Source organism: Plantactinospora sp. WMMB782 (assembly GCF_049179135.1).
Lineage (GTDB): Bacteria > Actinomycetota > Actinomycetes > Mycobacteriales > Micromonosporaceae > Plantactinospora.
In genome coordinates this window covers 3275948-3294051 of sequence record NZ_JBMHMC010000007.1, presented here as the reverse complement: position 1 = coordinate 3294051, position 18104 = coordinate 3275948, and the positions used below count along the sequence as shown (strand labels likewise).

Here is an 18104-nt window from a genome sequence, read left to right as displayed (position 1 = left end):
GCCGACCTGGCAGGCGACCCAGCCCGTTCAGCTGACCTCGCTCAGCGCCACGTCGCTGGCGCTGGCGGTGACGGACAGCCCGTTCGGCAGTGGCCGTACCTCGTGCAGTTGCAGCGCGAACGGCAGCGGCGGCAGTGGCACCCGGACCGTGAGCTGCCGGGCGAAGTTGTTGACGAAGGTCTGGATCACCGGGTTGTCCGGCAGGTCGGCGGAGCTGAGCCGGTCGAAGGCGATCACGATGTCGTCGCCGTCGACCGTCACGTTCGCGGTGCCCTGGACGGTCAACTCCTGGTTGATGATCGGCACCTGCACCGGGGCGGTGACGCCGAGCTTGCCCTCCTGCTCCCGCAACTGCACCCCGGGCCGGTCGATCAGCGCCACCACACTGTCGTACGTCACCGTGCCGGTGCCCTGGACCGTCTTCGCGGTGACCTCTCCCTGGCCGGAGCGGAGCGTGTCCAGCGACGCGGTCACGTCCCGGGCGTCCACCGTCAGCTCCGGCACCTTCACCGTCGCCTCCGTGCCCTCCACCGGCCCCTGTACGTCCCGGAGCAGCACCTTCACCGAGTCGTACCGGCCGTCCAGCACCTGGGTCAGGAACGGGAAGCCGCCGACGGTCACCTCCGGCGCCGTGGACTGGATGTTCTTCCGGGAGATCTCCTTGTCGACCTGCTCGGCGACCATCCGCTCGGCGACCCCGGCGGCGACCCGGTCGGCCACCACCAGCAGCCCGGCGAGCACCAGGAGCAGGATGACCAGGACGACGAGCGCACGCCGTCCCCTGCGGCGGCGGGGCTTCTCGCCGTACGCCTCGTCCTGCACCGGATAGCTGTCCGCCACGCCGCCTCCCTGCTCCGGTCCCGTCGACGCCCCTATCTACCCGATCGGGCACATCTCCAACCGCCGGGGCGGGCCGAGGCTAACAGAGTCGTTTCCTACAGGAAGAAGACGCTCATCGCGTACGCCGCCGGGGCCGCCAGGGCGAAGCCGCCGAGCGGTCCCTGCATGTGCCGGGCCACCCACATCGTCGGCGGTTCGCCGGCCATCTGCCGGCCCGCCTCGGCGTAGCCGACCCCGAGGTCGGCCAGCACGGCCGCGGCGGCGGCGACCAGTCCGATCATCGCCCCGCTGGCCGGGGTGAACGCCACCAGGTAGCTGCCGAGGATGCCGGCGGCGAGGGTGCCGAGCATCGCCCCGATCACCACACCGGCGGCGCCGCGCGGCACCTGCGGGGCCAGCCGGGGCCACGGCAGCAGCGCGTCGGTCAGCCGGGCGACGGTGAGCGCCACCGCCGCCGCCGTCAGGCAGACGAAGATCGCCTGGGTACCCTTCGGGATCCGGCTGAGCACGATCAGGGTGCCGAACGCGACCACCCCGACCACGATGAAGAGGGTGGCGCCGAGCGAGTCGGTCACCCGGGCCCGGTCCGCCGACCGGACGAGTTGCCCGAGTACCCCGACGAGGAAGCCGCCGGCGGCCACGTACCCGAGTGGGGCGAGCGCGGCGATCTGCGGCAGTACGGCGGCGGCGTCGGCGGCGCCCGCCACCAGCACCGCGACCCCGCCGACCAGCAGCAGCGCCGGCGGTCGCATCGCCATGGTCCAGGCCAGCACGAAGAGCAACTGCACCCCGAAGACGACCACCACGAACGGCAGCCGGGCCCCCGGGCCGGCGGTCTGGGCGCCGAAGATCAGGCCGGTGCCGAGCAGTCCGGCGAAGCCGCCGATCGCCACCGAGAGCAGCCGGCGTACCGGTACCGGCGGCGCCTCCTCGTCGTCGTCGGGTTCCGCCGGGTCCGCCTCGCCGTCCGGCCGCACCCCGCCACCGCTGCGACGGCCGGCACCGGGGCGGGAGCCGTCCGGGTCCCGCGGACCGTCGCCACCGCGCGGACCGTCGGGCCTCCGCGGGCCGTCGGGCATCCGCGGGCCGTCGGCCGGGCGGGGGCCGTCGAAGGGGCTGCGGGGGTCCGGGCCGGCGGGGCGACCGCGCGGGTCGGGGGCGCGGTGCGGGCCGGTCGGACCCGGGCGGTTCTCCGGCCAGGAGTCGCGGCCGGTCTCCGGTGGCGTCGAGGGGTACACGCCCCGATCGTGCCAGATCGGCCGCCCGACGCGCCGGGCCCGGCCGCCCCGGTACGGCAACACGATCCGGAAACCTGCCGGTAATGACCGATCACACAACCGATGAACCGAACGTGTGAGAACACCCGACGGAAGTTCCGATAAGGTTGAGCCTTACCTGCCCGTCAGTGACGCCGGGACGACCCCAGTCTCCAGCGGTCCCGGAGTCCCCGCCCGAGCGCCGCTGGCCACCGCGCGGCGCTTGACGCGCCGCCGGGACGGAGGTGATGTGTGGAGATCCTGCTGCTGGTGACCGCGCGTGCAGGCGAACCGTCCGTTGTGCTGCCGGCACTCGACCTGCTCCCCCACTCGGTGCGTACCGCCCCCCGCGATGTCCGCACCCTCGTCTCCGGGCCCAGCCCGGACGCCGTACTCGTCGACGCCCGCTCGGAGCTGAGCGAGGCGCGGGCCACCTGCCGGATGTTGCACGCCACCGGGCTCGGAGTGCCGCTGGTCGCGGTGGTGACCGAGGCCGGTCTGATCGCGCTCAACGCCGACTGGGGCGTCGACGACGTGATCCTGGCCAGCGCCGGGCCGGCCGAGGTGGAGGCCCGGCTGCGACTCGCGGTGGGCCGGCTGAGCAACGCCACCGCCGCGGCCGGCGGGCTGATCCGGGCCGGCGAGCTGAGCATCGACCCCGACACCTACGCCGCCAAGCTCAAGGGCCGCCCGCTCGACCTGACCTACAAGGAGTTCGAGCTGCTCAAGTTCCTCGCCCAGCACCCGGGCCGGGTCTTCACCCGGGACCAGTTGCTCCGCGAGGTCTGGGGCTACGACTACTTCGGCGGCACCCGCACCGTCGACGTGCACGTACGCCGGCTGCGGGCCAAGCTCGGCTCGGAGTACGAGTCGATGATCGGCACCGTCCGGCAGGTCGGCTACAAGTTCGTCACCCCGCCGTCCCGGCCGCTGCCCGAGTCGGAGAACGTGCCGCTGCCCGTCTGAGCCGACCCCGCTCGACCACGAAGGCCATCCGGCGGTACGCCGGGTGGCCTTCCGGCGTACCGCGTCCTTCCAGAGGCGGTGGCCCGGGGGCGACCGTCCGGCAAATGACAGAAAACATGAGAATCCAGGCAATGCGTACGTAGCCTTGACCGGGAACGTCCGGAGGAGGCAGAGGTGGCACCAGCGGTTCCCACGGTGGTTTTCGGCCCGGTACGAACGGATGCCCCCGCCCTCCGCACGGCGGGGCGCTGATGCCCACCCTCTCCCGGACCCACATGCTCACGGTCGCCACCCTGGTCACCGCCGCCGTGCTCGGCGGCGCGTACGCGCTCGGGCACACCCTCGGCCGCCCCGGCGGGCCGTTCGCCCGGCCGGAGACCCGGGCCCAGCACCACCCCCAGCCGGACGGCGCACCTGGCGACCGCCCCGCCGACCGGGCCGGGAGCGACTCCGCCGACGGGCGGGCCGACCCCGGACGGCGCGACGGGCCGACCGGACGGCCGGGCGCTCCGCAGTCGCCGACGCCGTCCGCCGGCGCACCGGCCCGGGGCAGCGGCCAGCCCGGTACCGCCGAGCCGGACGGCACCCGGGCGTACCAGCCGGGGCAGCTCCCCGCCGAGCCGGGCGGCCCGTACGGCGCCCGGGTCAGCACCGGAGGTCCCCAGGTGGCGCTGACCTTCGACGACGGCCCCGACCCCCGGTACACCCCGCAGGCCCTGGCCGCGCTGCGCGAATACCACGTCAAGGCGACCTTCTGCCTGGTCGGCGAGAACGCCCAGGCCCATCCCGACCTGGTCCGGGCGATCGTGGCGGACGGGCACACCCTGTGCAACCACACCTGGCGGCACGACACCGACCTCGGCAAGCGCCCCGCCACCAGCATCCGGGCCGACCTGGAGCGCACCAGCCAGGCGATCCGGGCCGCCGTGCCCGAGGCCCGGATCGGGTACTTCCGGCAGCCGGGCGGCGCCTGGACCGCCCGGGTCGTCGAGGTGGCCCGGCAGTTGGGGATGACCTCGGTGCACTGGGCGGTCGACCCGCAGGACTGGACCCGGCCGAGCGCGGCGACCATCGCGACCCGGGTGAGCACCGGCATCGCGCCCGGGTCGATCGTGCTGCTGCACGACGGCGGCGGCAACCGGCAGAGCACGATGGTCGCGCTCTACTGGCTGCTGCCCGAACTCGCCCGGCAGTACGCGCTCGCCGCGCTGCCGACCGGCCCGCCGGAGCCGGGCAGCCCGTCGGCGAGCACCCCCGGCGTGGCCGGCGGGCAACCGACGCCGGGCGGCCGGCCGGCGGCCGGCGGCTGACCCGACCGGTGGGCGCCTCGGCACGGGTTACGGTGGGCAGGTGATCAACGGTCAGGGAACCGACCCACGGGTGGCCGGGCTCGACGAACTCGACCCGGCGGACGTGCCGGCGGTACTCGCGCTGGCCGGTGCGGCGGGCGTCGCCGACGGCGCCGACCCGCTCTCCGAGCACGTGACGCTGCGACTGCGGCACGCCGGTACCGGCCCCGCCAGCCACCTCGTCGTGCGGGACCCGTCCGGGCCGCTTGTCGGTTACGGGTTCCTGGAGGGGCCGGACGGGGCGGGCGAGGTCTCCGCCGAACTCGTCGTACATCCGGGGTGGCGCCGCCAGGGGGTCGGCCGGGCGCTGGTCTCGGCGGCGCTGTCCGGCGTACCCGAAGGCGGCGCGCTGCTGGTCTGGGCGCACAGCGACCACCCGTCCGCCGCCGCGCTCGCCCTCGACCTGGGGCTGCACCGGTCCCGGGTGCTGTGGCAACTGCGGCGGTCGCTGCGGGACCCGCTGCCCGAGGCCGGCCTGCCGGCCGGGGTCGCCATCCGGGCGTTCCGGCCCGGGGTCGACGACGAGGCGTGGTTGGACGTCAACCGGCGGGCCTTCGCCAGCCATCCCGAGCAGGGCGGCTGGGACTCGGCCGAGCTGCGGTTGCGGCTCGGCGAGCCGTGGTTCGACCCGGCCGGTTTCCTGCTCGCCGTCGAGGAGTCGTCGGGACGGCTGCTCGGCTTCCACTGGACGAAGGTGCACGACGGTACGGAGGCGACCACCCCGATCGGCGAGGTGTACGTGCTCGGTGTCGACCCGGACAGCCACGGGCTGGGGCTGGGCCGTGCGCTCACCCTTGCCGGCCTGCACCACCTGCGCGACCGGGGACTGTCCCGGGTGATGCTCTACGTCGACGAGTCGAACGACGGGGCGATGGCGCTCTACGCCCGGCTCGGCTTCGCCAACTGGCTGCGGCACGTGCGCTACCGCTGGTCCGGTACCGGGGCGGCGGCCCCGGCCTGAGCCGGGCGGACTGCCGTCGCGCGCGCCGCCCTGCACAGCGGCGCACCGCACCTGTCGCGAATCGCACTATCGGCCCTACTCGTCACACCGGTCCCACGGTTCACGGAACGGACATCTTGCCCTCAGGATCCGGCCACCCAGCCGGCTCTCCCTGTTCACCCTGCGTTCACTCATGACCGGCGAACCGGCTACCTGGCGCTCCTAACTTCCCTACTAGCCGGCCACCAGCCGGCTCCCGGGGTCGCACCCCGGGCTTGCTAAGCACAAGGTGAAGGGAACCTTTCAGGTGAAGCTCCAGCGGCACGGCACCATTGCCTGTCTCGCTCTGGTCACGGCATTGGCAGTCAGCGCGTGCGGCTCGGACAATAACGAGCCCACCGAGCCATCGGCCTCCGGCTCCGCCGCGGCGGCCGACTGCGCCACGGGGACCATCAACGCCCAGGGCTCCTCGGCGCAGAAGAACGCGGTCGACGAGTGGCGCAAGGCGTACCAGCAGATGTGCACCGGCTCGACGATCAACTACGAGCCGAGCGGTTCCGGCGCGGGCATCCAGGCCTTCATCGCCGGCACCGCGGACTTCGCCGGCTCGGACTCGGCGCTCAAGGAGGACGAGCAGCCGAAGGCCGACGCCAAGTGCCCCGACGGCAAGGCCATCCACCTGCCGATGGTGATCGGTCCGGTCGCGATCGTCTACAACGTGAACGGCCTGGACAACCTCCAGCTCAAGCCGGCCACCCTGGCGAAGATCTTCGCCGGCAAGGTCACCAAGTGGGACGACGCCGCGATCAAGGCCGACAACCCGGGCGCGACCCTGCCGTCGACCACGATCCAGACCGTGCACCGCTCGGACGAGTCGGGCACCACCGACAACTTCACCGACTTCCTGGCCAAGACCGCCGAGGCCGACTGGACCTTCGGCAAGGGCAAGGCCTGGAAGGCGCCGGGCGGCACCGGTGCGGCCAAGTCGGACGGTGTGGCCAGCGCGGTGAAGCAGGCCGACGGCAGCATCAGCTACGTCGAGATGTCGTACGCCGAGAACGGCGGCCTGAAGATGGCCAAGATCGGCAACGGGGCCGGCGAATTCGCCGAGCTGACCCCGGAGTCGGCCGGTAAGACCATCGCCGGTGCCGAGGTGACCGGCGAGGGCGAAGACCTCAAGATGAAGATCGACTTCAACACCAAGGAGGCCGGGGCGTACCCGATCGTCCTGGTGACCTACGAGATCGTCTGCTCCAAGGGCCTCGCCGCCGACAAGCTGGCGCTGGTCAAGGGCTTCCTGGGCTACGCCGCCAGCACCGAGGGGCAGGCCGACCTGACCGAGCTGGGCTACGCCCCGCTGCCGGAGTCGGTCCGCACCAAGGTCGAGGCGTCGGTCAAGGCTCTCGCCTGATCTCCACATAGATCACCCTCACAACTTCGTCAACGGAGCGAGCGAGCAGATGGGCGACACCCCAGACCGCTCGGCCAACGCCGGCACCGGCGGATCCCGAGTGACCATCGGTCACACCGGGTCCGCCGGTGCCGCGCTGTCGGTCGACGTACCCGTGACATCCGCGGACGGCGCTCCGGACGGAGCCGGCCGGCGCGACGACGGCAGCAACGGTGGCGCCGGTTCGGGCCGCGGCACCGGCCCGGGTGGCGGCGGCCCGGCCCTCGGCGGCGGCGGTGCGCTGCCCCGACGGCGGGCCTTCGGCGCCGAGCGCCTCTTCGAGATCTTCACCCTGGCCGCCGGCACGATGGTGCTGGTCATCATCGTGGCGATCGCGATCTTCCTGGTCGCCAAGGCGGTACCGGCGCTGAACGCCAACACCGCCAACTTCTTCACCTTCGAGGGCTGGTTCCCCAACGAGGCGGAGCCGAGGTTCGGCATCGGCGCGCTGGCCTTCGGCACCGTACTCACCTCCGTGCTGGCGCTGCTGCTGGCCGTGCCGGTGGCGCTGGGCATCGCGCTCTACCTGTCGCACTACGCGCCCCGGCGGGTCGGCACCGCGCTCGGCTTCCTGGTCGACCTGCTGGCCGCCGTGCCGAGCGTGGTCTTCGGGCTCTGGGGCCGGGACTACTTCTACGGCCCGGTGCAGGACTTCTCGGTCTGGCTGAACAGGTACTTCGGCTGGATCCCGATCTTTGGCGGGGACGGGCCGTTCGGCCGGTCGATCCTGCTCGGCTCGCTGGTGCTGGCCATCATGGTGCTGCCGATCATCACCTCGCTCTCCCGTGAGGTGTTCCGGCAGACCCCGACCGCGAACGAGGAGGCCGCGCTCGCGCTCGGCGCCACCAAGTGGGAGATGATCCGCACGGCGGTGCTGCCGTACGGCCGGCCCGGCGTCATCGGCGCCACCATGCTCGGCCTGGGCCGGGCGCTCGGCGAGACCATCGCGCTGGCGATGACCCTCGGCATCGTCTCCAACATCTCGTTCAACATCATCTCCAACGGCGGGAACACCATCGCGGCCAACATCGCCAACGCCTTCGGCGAGGCCAACGACGTCGGCCGGGGCGCGCTGATCGCCTCCGGCCTGGTGCTCTTCTCGATCACCCTGATCGTCAACATCACCGCGCGGGCGATCATCTACCGGCGCCGGGAGTTCACGGAGTCTGCCGCATGACGACGACACTTACCCCGGCACCCCCGTCGGCCGCGCCGGGGCAGAGCCCGCGACTGCGTACCCGGAAACTGCCGCTGGTGGCGAGCCTCGGCATCGCGGTGGCCGCCGTGCTGCTGGCCGCCGTCCTGGTGCACGGCGCCGGGATCGGCGGCAACGCCCTGGTCGCCGCCCTGGCGGTGGTCTTCTACCTGGTCGGCCTCTTCGTCGCCAGCAACGCGGTGGAGGGGCGGCGGCAGGCGCGCAACCGCACCTGGAGCGCGCTCATCCACTCCGCCTTCGTACTCGCCCTGCTGCCACTCGCCTCGGTCACCTGGACACTCGTCAGCAAGGGCCTGGAACGGCTGGACGGCGACTTCTTCGGCACCTCGATGAACAACATCGGGGCCCGGGACCCGAACGGCGGCGCCTACCACGCCATCGTCGGCACGCTGGAGCAGGTGGGCATCGCCACCCTGATCACCGTGCCGCTCGGCATCGCCTGCGCGATCTACATCGTCGAGTACGGCCGGGGCCGGTTCGCCTTCACCATCCGGTTCTTCGTGGACGTGATGACCGGCATCCCGTCGATCGTCGCCGGCCTCTTCGTACTCGCCTTCTGGATCCTGATCGTCTCGCCGTACTTCAACGACGGGCGGCCGGGCTACTCCGGCTTCGCCGCCTCGCTGGCGCTGAGCGTGCTGATGCTGCCGACGATCGTCCGGTCCACAGAGGAGATGCTCCGGCTGGTGCCAGCGCCGCTGCGGGAGGGCTCGTACGCGCTCGGCATCCCGAAGTGGAAGACGATCCTGCGGATCGTGCTCCCCACCGCGCTGCCCGGGATCGTCACCGGCGTGATGCTGGCCGTCGCGCGGGCCGCCGGGGAGACCGCACCGGTGCTGCTGGTGGCCGGCGGCGGTGCGGCGATCAACTTCAACCCGTTCGAGAACAACCAGTCCTCGCTGGCGCTCTTCGTCTACCAGCAGGCCGGGGACGCCTCCCGGTACGCACCGGCCCGCGCCTGGGCCGCCGCCCTCACCCTCGTCGCCCTCGTGCTGATCCTGACGATCGCGGCGAAACTGCTGGCCCGCCGCAACCGGTTCGGCCGCTGACCCGAAGGAATGATCATGGCCAAGCGAATCGACGCGACGAGCGTCACCGCGTACTACGGCTCGTTCAAGGCGATCGAGGAGATCAACCTCACCGTCGAACCGAAGACCGTCACCGCGCTCATCGGACCCTCGGGCTGCGGCAAGTCGACCTTCCTGCGCACCATCAACCGGATGCACGAGGTGCTGCCGGGCGCCCGGGTCGACGGCAGGCTGACCATCGACGACCAGAACATCTACGAGCGGGACGTGGACGTGACGGCGGTCCGCCGGATGATCGGGATGGTCTTCCAGCGGCCGAACCCGTTCCCGACCATGTCGATCTTCGACAACGTGGTCGCCGGGCTGCGGCTCAACGGGGTACGCCGCAAGTCGGTCCTGGCGGAGGCGGCGGAGCGGGCACTGCGCTCGGCGAACCTCTGGGACGAGGTCAAGGACCGGCTCGGCAAGCCCGGCGCGGGCCTGTCCGGCGGGCAGCAGCAGCGGCTCTGCATCGCCCGGACCATCGCGGTCGAGCCGCAGGTGGTGCTGATGGACGAGCCCTGCTCGGCCCTGGACCCGATCTCCACCCTGGCGATCGAGGACCTGATGTTCAAGCTGAAGGACCGCTACACGATCATCATCGTCACGCACAACATGCAGCAGGCGGCCCGGGTCTCGGACCGGACGGCCTTCTTCTCGATCGAGCGGACCGGCGACCCCGGCCGGCTCATCGAGTACGACGACACCCAGAAGATCTTCAGCAACCCGAGCGTCAAGAAGACCGAGGACTACATCACCGGCCGCTTCGGCTGACCCGCCCAGCCCGTGCTGCCCCGCTGCTCCCTAATGAGTCATGATCCCGGAACGTCCGGCTCGCTCCCGCCGGCCGGACGCTCCGGGATCATCTCCAGCGTGCCGGCAGGACGGCTCAGGGCAGGACGAAGGTGGGGGTGCCGTCCTCGGTCTCGGCGATGCGGGGGACGATGGGGGCGGCCGGGTCACGGCCGGCGGCGGCGGCCGGCAGGGCGGCCAGGTCCGGACAGCCGTCGAGTTCGGTGAGCGTGACCAGGGTCGGCGGCAGCATCGCCAGCTCCCCCGCCGCCGATCGGGCCAGCGCCTCCGCCGGGCGGATCCAGACGGTCCGGTCGGCCTCCCCGGAGACGTCCCGGGGCCGCTGCCCGGCCGGCAGCAACGCCACGAAGAAGTACGTGTCGAAGCGGCGCGGCTCGAACTCCGGGGTGATCCACCGGCTCCACGGCAGCAGCAGGTCGGCCCGGAGGGTCAACCGGCAGTCCCGGAGCAGGTCGGCGAAGCCGGTACGCCGGTTCACCAGCGCCTGCCGGGCCCGCTCCCACTCGTCGCCGCTGACGTCACCGACGACCGTTCCCGGATCCGGGCCGGCCAGCAGCACCCCCGCCTCCTCGAAGACCTCGCGGGCCGCCGCGCAGACCACCGCCTGGGCCGCCCCGGCGGACAGCCCGAGCCGGTCGCCCCAGCCGGCGGCGTCCGGCCCGGTCCAGTCGAGCCGGATCTCCGAGTCGCCCGGGTCCACGCTGCCGCCGGGGAAGGCGTACATGCCGCCGAAGGTCATGCCGGCGGCTCGACGGATCATGTAGACCTCGAAGCCCGCCTCGCCGGCCGGGTCGGGCCGGAGCAGCAGGACGGTCGCCGCCGGCCGGGGCGGCACCGGCACCCCGCCCTCGGCGTAGAACCGGCGGGCGTGTGCGGCGATCGACTCCGGAACGGCAAAGCTGCGCATCCCGCGAGCGTAGTTTCCCGCCCCGCCCTCACCTCCCACCCCCACCACGCCCGCCGCCCACCCGCCGGACCAGCCGCTGCGGGCGATCCTGCTCCTGGGGCCGCTTTGCCTCGGGAGGGGGTCGCTGGGGATGCTTCAGGTCCGTTCCCGTGCCGTTGACTGGCGGACGTCACCGCCGGCCCCGTAGGTGAAGAGGTTCCATGGCGCAGCAATCCGGCCCCGACCGCAAGACGCGTTGGGGCATCCTGGCCACCGGCTACATCGCCGCCACCTTCGTCGAGGACCTCCGGCTGCTGCCGGACGCGGAGGTCGTCGCCGTCGGCTCCCGCACGCTGGAGACCGCCCGCGCCTTCGCCGACCGGCACCAGATCCCCCGGGCGTACGGGTCGTGGCAGGAGTTCGCCGCCGACGACGACCTCGACGTGGTGTACGTCGCCACCCCGCACGCGGCGCACTTCGACGCCACCACCGCCTGCCTGGACGCCGGCCGGGCGGTACTCGTCGAGAAGCCGATCACCCTGGACCGGCCCGCCGCACAGCGCCTCGTCGACGCCGCCACCGCCAGGGGGCGCTTCCTGATGGAGGCGATGTGGATGCGGTGCAATCCGGCCGTACTCCGGATCCTGGAGCTGATCGCCGACGGCGCGATCGGCGAGGTGACCGGCGTGCAGGCGGACTTCGGGGTCGGCGGGCCGTTCCCGCCGGAGCACCGGATGCGGGCCCGCGCGCTCGGCGGCGGTGCGCTGCTGGACCTCGGGGTCTATCCGATCAGCCTGGCGCACCTGCTGCTCGGCGTGCCGGACCAGGTCCGCTCCTGGGCGAAGATCAGCCCGGAGGGGGTGGACGAGAACACCGGGATCATCCTCGGCTACGACTCCGGCGCGGTGGCCACGCTGAGCTGCGGCATGATCGGCGCGACCCGGGTGGCGGCGACGGTCACCGGGCGGACCGGCCGGATCGAGCTGGCCCCGCCGTTCTACCGGCCGGGCCAGGTCACCCTGCTGCGCGACGGCGCCGACCCGGAACTGCTGCCGGTCGAGCTGACCGGCTCGGGCTACCAGCACGAGGCGGCCGAGGTGCAGCGCTGTCTCGCCGCCGGTCTGCTGGAGAGCCCGCTGGTGCCGCACGCCGCGACCCTCGAGGTGATGGGCCTGCTCGACGACATCCGCGAGCAGATCGGCGTCACGTATCCGTGAGCGGACGGGCCCCCGCTGCCGTTTTCCGTTGCAGCGGGGGGCCCGTCCTCACACCTTCTGCCTAGAAGAGCGGGTTGACGAGCAGGTACATCAGGGCGCCGATCGAGCCGGCGGCCGGGAAGGTGAGCACCCAGGCGCCGACGATGTTGCCGGCGACGCCCCAGCGGACGGCGGAGAGCCGCTTGGTCGCGCCGACGCCCATGATCGCCGAGGTGATGGTGTGCGTGGTGGAGATCGGCGCGCCCAGCACCAGGGCGTTGAAGTAGAGCACGCCGCTGGCCACGGTCTCGGCGGCGAAGCCCTCCGGCGGCCGCAGGTCGATGATCTTCCGCCCGAGGGTACGGATGATCCGCCAGCCGCCCGCGTAGGTGCCCAGGGCGAGCACCGTCGCCGAGGTCCAGAACGCCCACTCCGGGATGTGCTCGGCACTGTCCTGGTAGCCGCCGACGAAGAGGGCGAGCACCACGATGCCGATCGTCTTCGCGGCGTCCTGCATGCCGTGCCCGATCGACATCGCCGCCGCCGAGGCGGTCTGCGCCCACCGGAAGCCCCGGTTCAGCTTGCCCGGCTGCCCGTTCCGGAAGATCCACTGCACGGCGACCATCACCAGGTAGCCGAGGAGGAAGCCGACAAGCGGGGAGAGGATCATCGGCAGTACGACGTCCTCGCCGATGCCCTTCCAGAGCACCGTGCCGGAGGCGGCCAGCGTCGAGCCGACCAGCCCGCCGATCAACGCGTGCGAGGAGGAGGACGGCAGGCCGAAGTACCAGGTGATCAGGTTCCAGGTGATCGCCCCGATCACTCCGGCGAAGACGATGCCCAGGCTGGAGACGCCGGTCGGCAGGTCGACCAGACCTGAGCCGACCGTCTTGGCCACGTCCGCGCCGAAGTGCGCCCCGATGAAGTTGCCGATCGCCGCCATGGCGAGCGCGACCCGGGGAGTCAGCGCCCGGGTGGAGATGCTGGTGGCGATCGCGTTCGCGGCGTCGTGGAACCCGTTCGTGTAGTCGAAGAGCAGCGCGACGGCGATCACCGCCAGTACGGCGATGAGTTCAGGAGACACGGCGGGTCAGCTTTCCTTCACCGCGATGGTCTCGACCGTGTTGGCCACGTGCTCGAAGGCGTCACAGGCCGCCTCCAGCTCGTCGGCGACCTCCTTCATCTTCAGCACCGTCAACGCGTCGTACTCGCCGGAGAAGAGCCGGACCAGCAGCATCCGGTACGCCTGGTCGCCGTCGTTCTCCAGCCGGTTGCACTCGATCCAGTAGTCCTCCAGGTCCTTCATCGCCCGCAGCCGGGGCATCGCCTCGGCGGTGAGCTTGGCCTGCTGGTCGAGGACGTTCACCAGTTCGTGCATCTCCCGGGGCAGCGACGGCAGCTTGGTCAGCCCGTAGAGGTAGAGCAGGTTGCCGACCGCCTCCAGGTGGTCCATCACGTCGTCGAGCAGCGAGCCGAGCCGGTAGATGTCCTCCCGGTCGAACGGCGTGACGAAGGTAGAGTTGATCTTCTTGTACAGCTCGTGGGTGATCTGGTCGCTGTCGTGCTCGACCTCGGTGAGCCGTTCGCTCACCGACTGGACGTCGACTCCGGGCAGGGCCAGCTCGTTCAGCAGCTCGGTACCCCGTACCAGGTTCTGAGCGGCTCTGCTGAACAACTCGTAGAAGGCGCCCGCGGAGGGGCGGAGGGAAAACTTCACGGCTCGGGTACCTCGTTGCGGTCGGGCGGACGGGTGGCGGCGGACGGGTGGCTGCGGGCCGCAGGAGGCTGCCCCTGGGGAATGCTAGGAAACCTCGGATCGGGATTCTCGCCCGCCCACCCCTGGTCGAAGGCGGTTCACCTGTCATTCACCCAACGTTCACCTAATTCCCCGACACGAGGGCACGAACCCCGACGAACCCGCCCAGCCGGCAGGGTGTGAGATTCGCCGCCCCGACAACCGCCCGAGCACGCCGTCGACCCCCAGTTCCACCGTTACCTCCCGGTCCGGGGATGAATTCGGCGGCACCGGCCTGCGGCCGGCCCCCCGACCGGAGCTAACCTCGCGACAGGGGACGTACGGCGGCAGGAGGCGGCGGTGCGGGATCTGGCCAGCGAGTTCGAGGCCGAACGGGAGCATCTGACCACTGTCGCGTACCGGATGCTCGGCAGCCGGGCGGAGGCCGAGGACGCCGTACAGGAGACCTGGCTGCGGTACGCCGCCGCGCTGGCCACCCCGCAGGCCCGCGCCGAGGTACGCGACCTGCGCGCCTGGCTCACCACCGCCACCGCCCGGATCTGCCTCGACGTGCTCCGCTCCGCCCGGGTACGCCGGGAGGCGTACCCCGGCGAGTGGCTGCCGGAGCCGATCGTGAGCCGGTTGCCCGGCCCGTCGGCCGGCGGGACGGACGGGTTCGCCCCCGACCCGGCCGAGCGGGCCGCACACACCGAACAGGTGGGCATCGCCCTGCTGACCGTGCTGGAACGGCTCAGCCCGGAGCAGCGGGTCGCGTTCGTTCTGCACGACGTCTTCGCCGTACCCTTCGCCGAGATCGCCACCGTGCTGGCCACCACCCCGGCCGCCGCCCGGCAGCTCGCCTCCCGGGCCAGGCGCGCGGTCAGCGCCGACGGCCCCCGCCAGCCCGCCGACCCGGCCGAACACCAGCGGCTGATCGACGCCTTCCTCCGGGCCGTCGAGTGCGGCGAACCCGAGCGGCTGCTCGAGATACTCGCCCCGGAGGTGGTCTTCGTCGGCGACGGCGGCGGCCTCTTCCCGACCACCCGGCAGCCGGTGGTCGGCGCGGACAAGGTCGCCCGGTTCGCGATCGGGGTGATGCGCCGGGCCGCCTGGGAGACCGAGAACATGCGGCTGCGACCGGTACTCGTGAACGGCACACCCGGCCTCCAGATCGAGGCGGACTACCGGCCCGGCCAGCCGCTGCACGGTGTGATGTGGTTCGCCGTCGACGAGGGCCGGATCACCGCCGTCTACCACCAGCTCAACCCGGAGAAGCTGACCCGGGTGCCCCGGATCGCCCAGGACGAGCACCGCTGGCAGCCCCAGGCATAGCGCATCCGGGACGCACCCGCGCCACGCCGGGTCAAGGTCGGACACCAACCCGGCAGCCCCGATCAGAGCACCAGGGCGAGCCACTTCCGGTACGCCGTCGCGAACGGCTCGGTGCCGTCGCCGAGTGCGCCGAGCAGCCACTCCGCCGCCGTCCTGGCCTGCGCCACCGTCTCGTCGGGATAGCCGAACCGGACCCGGTGCTCGGCGAACTCGTCCTCGTCGCGCAGTTCCACCAGCCCGGTGCCGCGCCGACGCACCACGTCGAGGTCGAGGTCGATCAGGTGGACGGTGTCCCCCTCCCAGCGGGCCGGGCTGGCAATGTCGCAGTAGACCTCGCTGGTCCGGGGCGGCGGGTTGAACATCGCGCTCCACCAGGCGTCGTGCGGCACCAGCAGCACGAACGGGATCTGCTCCACCGAGGGCCGGCCGTGGTAGACCGACTCCGTCCCGGCGGTCACGCCGAGCCACACCCCGAGGTCGTCCTCGGCGAGTCTGCGGGCGGGGTAGTCCCGGTGTGCTGCGCCGTCGTACTTCCGGTAGACGACTCGGACCACATCGCTCGACATGCCCGCACCCTAACCGATGTAACCCAATACGTGCCGTGCGCGAAGCGTCCGGTAGGCGTCGGAACCACGACGCCGCCAAGGTGCCGGCGGGCAGGCCGGCAGACCTGATCCGCGGGACCGGTCCGGCCCGTCGGGACCCGCCGGGCCGAGGGAGCGTTGCGGCGTCAGGCTCGACGGGTACGGTCGCACAGTGACCGTGCCCGCCACCGACTCCAGCGCCCCCACCCTGATCGGTTCCGAGGCTGAGGACACCGGTGGGCCGCCCGCGCCCCGGTCCCGCCGACGGCGTCGGGGCGACCGCCCCAGCGGGACGGAACTGCTCGCCGCGGCGGTCGGCGCCGTGCCCGGCGGAACGGCGCGGCCGGGCCAGCAGCAGATGGCCACCGCGATCGAGGAGAGCATCCGCTCCGGCGAGCACCTGCTGGTGCAGGCCGGTACCGGCACCGGCAAGTCCCTCGCCTACCTCGCCCCGGCGCTGACCGTCGACGGCCCGGTGGTGGTCTCCACGGCCACCCTCGCGCTCCAGTCGCAGCTCGTCGACCACGACCTGCCCCGGCTCGCCGACGCGGTCACCCCGGTACTCGGCCAGCGGCCGACCTTCGCGGTGCTGAAGGGCCGGCACCACTACCTCTGCCTGGCCCGGCTGGAGAACTCCACAGAGGACGAGCCGGAGGACGCGCTCTTCGACGCACCCGGCCGTGGTGGTGGTGGCGGCGGTGGCGGTGGCGTCAAGTGGCTCGGTGAGGCGGGGCGGCTCGGCAAGCAGATCGAGCGGATCCGGGACTGGGCGATGGAGACCGAGACCGGTGACCGGGACGAACTCGACCCGGGCGTCGACGACCAGGCGTGGCGGCTGGTCTCGATGCCGGCCCGGGAGTGTGTCGGCGCGGGCCGCTGCCCGTACGGCGCCGAGTGTTTCGCCGAGGCGTCCCGGGCCAGGGCCCGGGAGGCGGACGTGGTGGTCACCAACCACAGCCTGCTCGCCGTCGACATGCTCGCCGGCCGGCACATCGTGCCGCCGCACAAGCTGCTGGTGATCGACGAGGCGCACGAGTTGGCCGACCGGGTCTCCTCGGCGGCCCAGGCGGAGCTGATCCCGGAGCTGATCGACCGGGCCGCCCGGCGCAGCCGGCCACTGCTCACCCCGGAGCTGGCCGAGTCGCTTGTCGCGGCCGGCGACGCGCTCGCGGTCGGGCTCGCCGAGGCGCCGGGCGGGCGGATCACCGGCGGGTTGCCCGGGCCGCTGCGCGAGGCGTGCACGCTGCTGGACGCGGCGACCCGGGGTGCGCTGGAGAAGATCGGCGACGTCAAGGCCGACGATCCCGATCCGGTACGCAAGCAGCAGGCCAAGGCGGTGCTCGACGACCTGTCGAAGACCGCACAGCGGCTGCTGGAGGAGGCCGAGCACGACGTGGCCTGGGTGGAGAAGCCGGACGGCGGTGGCGCCGGGCGGCGGGCCCTGGTCGTCGCCCCGCTCTCCGTGGCCGGCACCCTCTCCACCCACCTGTACGAGGATCGCACCGTGGTCGCCACCTCGGCCACGCTCGCCCTCGGCGGCAGGTTCGACACCGTGGCCCGGGCTCTCGGGCTGGCCGCCCCGACCGAGCCGGCGGCCGACCCGACCCGGCCACATCCCCGGGCGGCGGCCCTGCGCCCCGGACGGCCGGAACCGGACCGCCCAGGCACGACGGCGGGCCCCACGCAGGCGGGCGGGACGCAGGCGGGCGGGACGCAGGCGGGCGGGACGCAGGCGGGCAGCGCGGCGGCGGACGCCGGGTGGCGGTCGCTCGACGTCGGCTCGCCGTTCGACTATCCGCGCCAGGGAATCCTCTACGTCGCCGCGCACCTGCCCCGGCCGGCTGCCTCGGGGCTGCCGGCGGCGGCCGGTGAGGAACTGCTCGGTCTGGTCGGCGCGCTCGGTGGCCGTACCCTCGGGCTCTTCTCGTCCCGCCGGGCGGCGTTGCAGGCCGCCGAGCTGCTCCGGGCGCGTACCGACCTGCCGATCCTGTTGCAGGGTGAGGAGGCGTTGCCACTGCTGGTCCGGCGGTTCCGCGAGGAGCGGGCGAGCTGCCTGTTCGGGGTGATGTCGCTGTGGCAGGGCGTGGACGTGCCCGGCGACGCCTGCCAGCTCGTGGTGATCGACCGGCTGCCGTTCCCCCGCCCCGACGAGCCGCTGGCGGCGGCCCGGGCGGCGGCGGTGGACGCCTCCGGCGGTTCCGGGTTCGCCTCGGTGAGCGTGCCGATCGCCGCCGTACGCCTGGCCCAGGGGGTCGGCCGGCTGATCCGGTCCAGCGGGGACAAGGGCGTGGTGGCGGTACTCGACTCCCGGCTGGAGACCGCCCGGGGGTACGGCGCCTTCCTGCGCAGGACACTGCCGCCGTTCTGGTACACCACCCGGCCGGACGTCGCCCGGGGCGCCCTGGAGCGCCTCGGCAAATCCTGACAGGCCCCCGCCCCCACCCGGTGGCGCGACGCCGCCCCCGGCCGCCGCG

General features: G+C 72.7%; 16 protein-coding genes. 10 read left to right on the top strand and 6 right to left on the bottom strand.

Features of this window, described 5'->3' with window-relative positions:
* Positions 1 to 27: 27 nt before the first annotated feature.
* A complete protein-coding gene (locus tag ACN28A_RS17060) occupies positions 28 to 840 on the bottom strand; it encodes a DUF2993 domain-containing protein (RefSeq protein WP_421396397.1) in 813 nt (270 codons plus the stop codon).
* Between the two features lie 95 nt (positions 841 to 935).
* Positions 936 to 2078, bottom strand: coding sequence for a hypothetical protein (locus ACN28A_RS17055; RefSeq protein WP_421396395.1), 1143 nt, complete (start codon positions 2076 to 2078; stop codon positions 936 to 938).
* Positions 2079 to 2348: 270 nt separating this feature from the next.
* Here ACN28A_RS17055 and ACN28A_RS17050 point away from each other — a divergent pair, with 270 nt between their 5' ends.
* From ACN28A_RS17050 to pstB, 7 genes are all read left to right on the top strand, one after another.
* Positions 2349 to 3062 (top strand): winged helix-turn-helix transcriptional regulator, encoded by a 714-nt coding sequence (locus tag ACN28A_RS17050; protein WP_278065663.1) that lies wholly within the window; start codon positions 2349 to 2351, stop codon positions 3060 to 3062.
* A gap of 251 nt (positions 3063 to 3313) precedes the next feature.
* Positions 3314 to 4372, top strand: a complete 1059-nt coding sequence (locus ACN28A_RS17045) for a polysaccharide deacetylase family protein (RefSeq protein WP_421396393.1) — start codon at positions 3314 to 3316, stop codon at positions 4370 to 4372.
* Positions 4373 to 4412: 40 nt separating this feature from the next.
* On the top strand, positions 4413 to 5372 hold the full coding sequence (mshD, locus tag ACN28A_RS17040) for a mycothiol synthase (RefSeq protein ID WP_421396392.1): 960 nt from the start codon (positions 4413 to 4415) through the stop codon (positions 5370 to 5372).
* A gap of 286 nt (positions 5373 to 5658) precedes the next feature.
* Positions 5659 to 6762: a phosphate ABC transporter substrate-binding protein PstS gene (pstS, locus tag ACN28A_RS17035; RefSeq protein WP_421396390.1), complete on the top strand. Its 1104-nt coding sequence runs from the start codon at positions 5659 to 5661 to the stop codon at positions 6760 to 6762.
* Positions 6763 to 6811: 49 nt separating this feature from the next.
* Entirely contained in the window at positions 6812 to 7978 is a 1167-nt protein-coding gene (gene pstC, locus ACN28A_RS17030; protein WP_421396388.1) for a phosphate ABC transporter permease subunit PstC, read from the top strand.
* Positions 7975 to 9066, top strand: coding sequence for a phosphate ABC transporter permease PstA (gene pstA, locus ACN28A_RS17025; RefSeq protein WP_421396386.1), 1092 nt, complete (start codon positions 7975 to 7977; stop codon positions 9064 to 9066). Before pstC ends, pstA begins: the two co-directional genes overlap by 4 nt.
* 15 nt (positions 9067 to 9081) lie before the next feature.
* Entirely contained in the window at positions 9082 to 9858 is a 777-nt protein-coding gene (gene pstB, locus ACN28A_RS17020; protein ID WP_421396385.1) for a phosphate ABC transporter ATP-binding protein PstB, read from the top strand.
* A 115-nt stretch (positions 9859 to 9973) separates the two neighbouring features.
* Here pstB and ACN28A_RS17015 read toward each other — a convergent pair whose 3' ends face one another.
* Positions 9974 to 10804, bottom strand: coding sequence for an NUDIX hydrolase (locus ACN28A_RS17015; protein ID WP_421396383.1), 831 nt, complete (start codon positions 10802 to 10804; stop codon positions 9974 to 9976).
* A 200-nt stretch (positions 10805 to 11004) separates the two neighbouring features.
* On the opposite strand from ACN28A_RS17015, the gene ACN28A_RS17010 reads away from it, so the two are divergent.
* A complete protein-coding gene (locus ACN28A_RS17010; RefSeq protein ID WP_421396381.1) occupies positions 11005 to 12000 on the top strand; it encodes a Gfo/Idh/MocA family protein in 996 nt (331 codons plus the stop codon).
* Between the two features lie 61 nt (positions 12001 to 12061).
* Here ACN28A_RS17010 and ACN28A_RS17005 read toward each other — a convergent pair whose 3' ends face one another.
* Positions 12062 to 13063 carry an inorganic phosphate transporter gene (locus ACN28A_RS17005; RefSeq protein ID WP_421396379.1) on the bottom strand — a complete coding sequence of 334 codons (1002 nt, stop codon included), beginning with the start codon at positions 13061 to 13063 and terminating at the stop codon, positions 12062 to 12064.
* Between the two features lie 6 nt (positions 13064 to 13069).
* Positions 13070 to 13696, bottom strand: coding sequence for a DUF47 domain-containing protein (locus tag ACN28A_RS17000; RefSeq protein WP_421396377.1), 627 nt, complete (start codon positions 13694 to 13696; stop codon positions 13070 to 13072).
* Positions 13697 to 14074: 378 nt separating this feature from the next.
* Between ACN28A_RS17000 and sigJ the strand changes: the two genes are divergently transcribed.
* A complete protein-coding gene (gene sigJ, locus ACN28A_RS16995; RefSeq protein ID WP_421396375.1) occupies positions 14075 to 15046 on the top strand; it encodes an RNA polymerase sigma factor SigJ in 972 nt (323 codons plus the stop codon).
* A 62-nt stretch (positions 15047 to 15108) separates the two neighbouring features.
* Here the strand turns inward: sigJ and ACN28A_RS16990 are convergent, their stop codons facing one another.
* Positions 15109 to 15612 (bottom strand): DUF402 domain-containing protein, encoded by a 504-nt coding sequence (locus ACN28A_RS16990; protein WP_421396373.1) that lies wholly within the window; start codon positions 15610 to 15612, stop codon positions 15109 to 15111.
* A gap of 376 nt (positions 15613 to 15988) precedes the next feature.
* Between ACN28A_RS16990 and ACN28A_RS16985 the strand changes: the two genes are divergently transcribed.
* Complete coding sequence (locus ACN28A_RS16985) at positions 15989 to 18055, top strand: ATP-dependent DNA helicase (RefSeq protein WP_421404452.1); 2067 nt, start codon at positions 15989 to 15991, stop codon at positions 18053 to 18055.
* Positions 18056 to 18104: the final 49 nt, after the last annotated feature.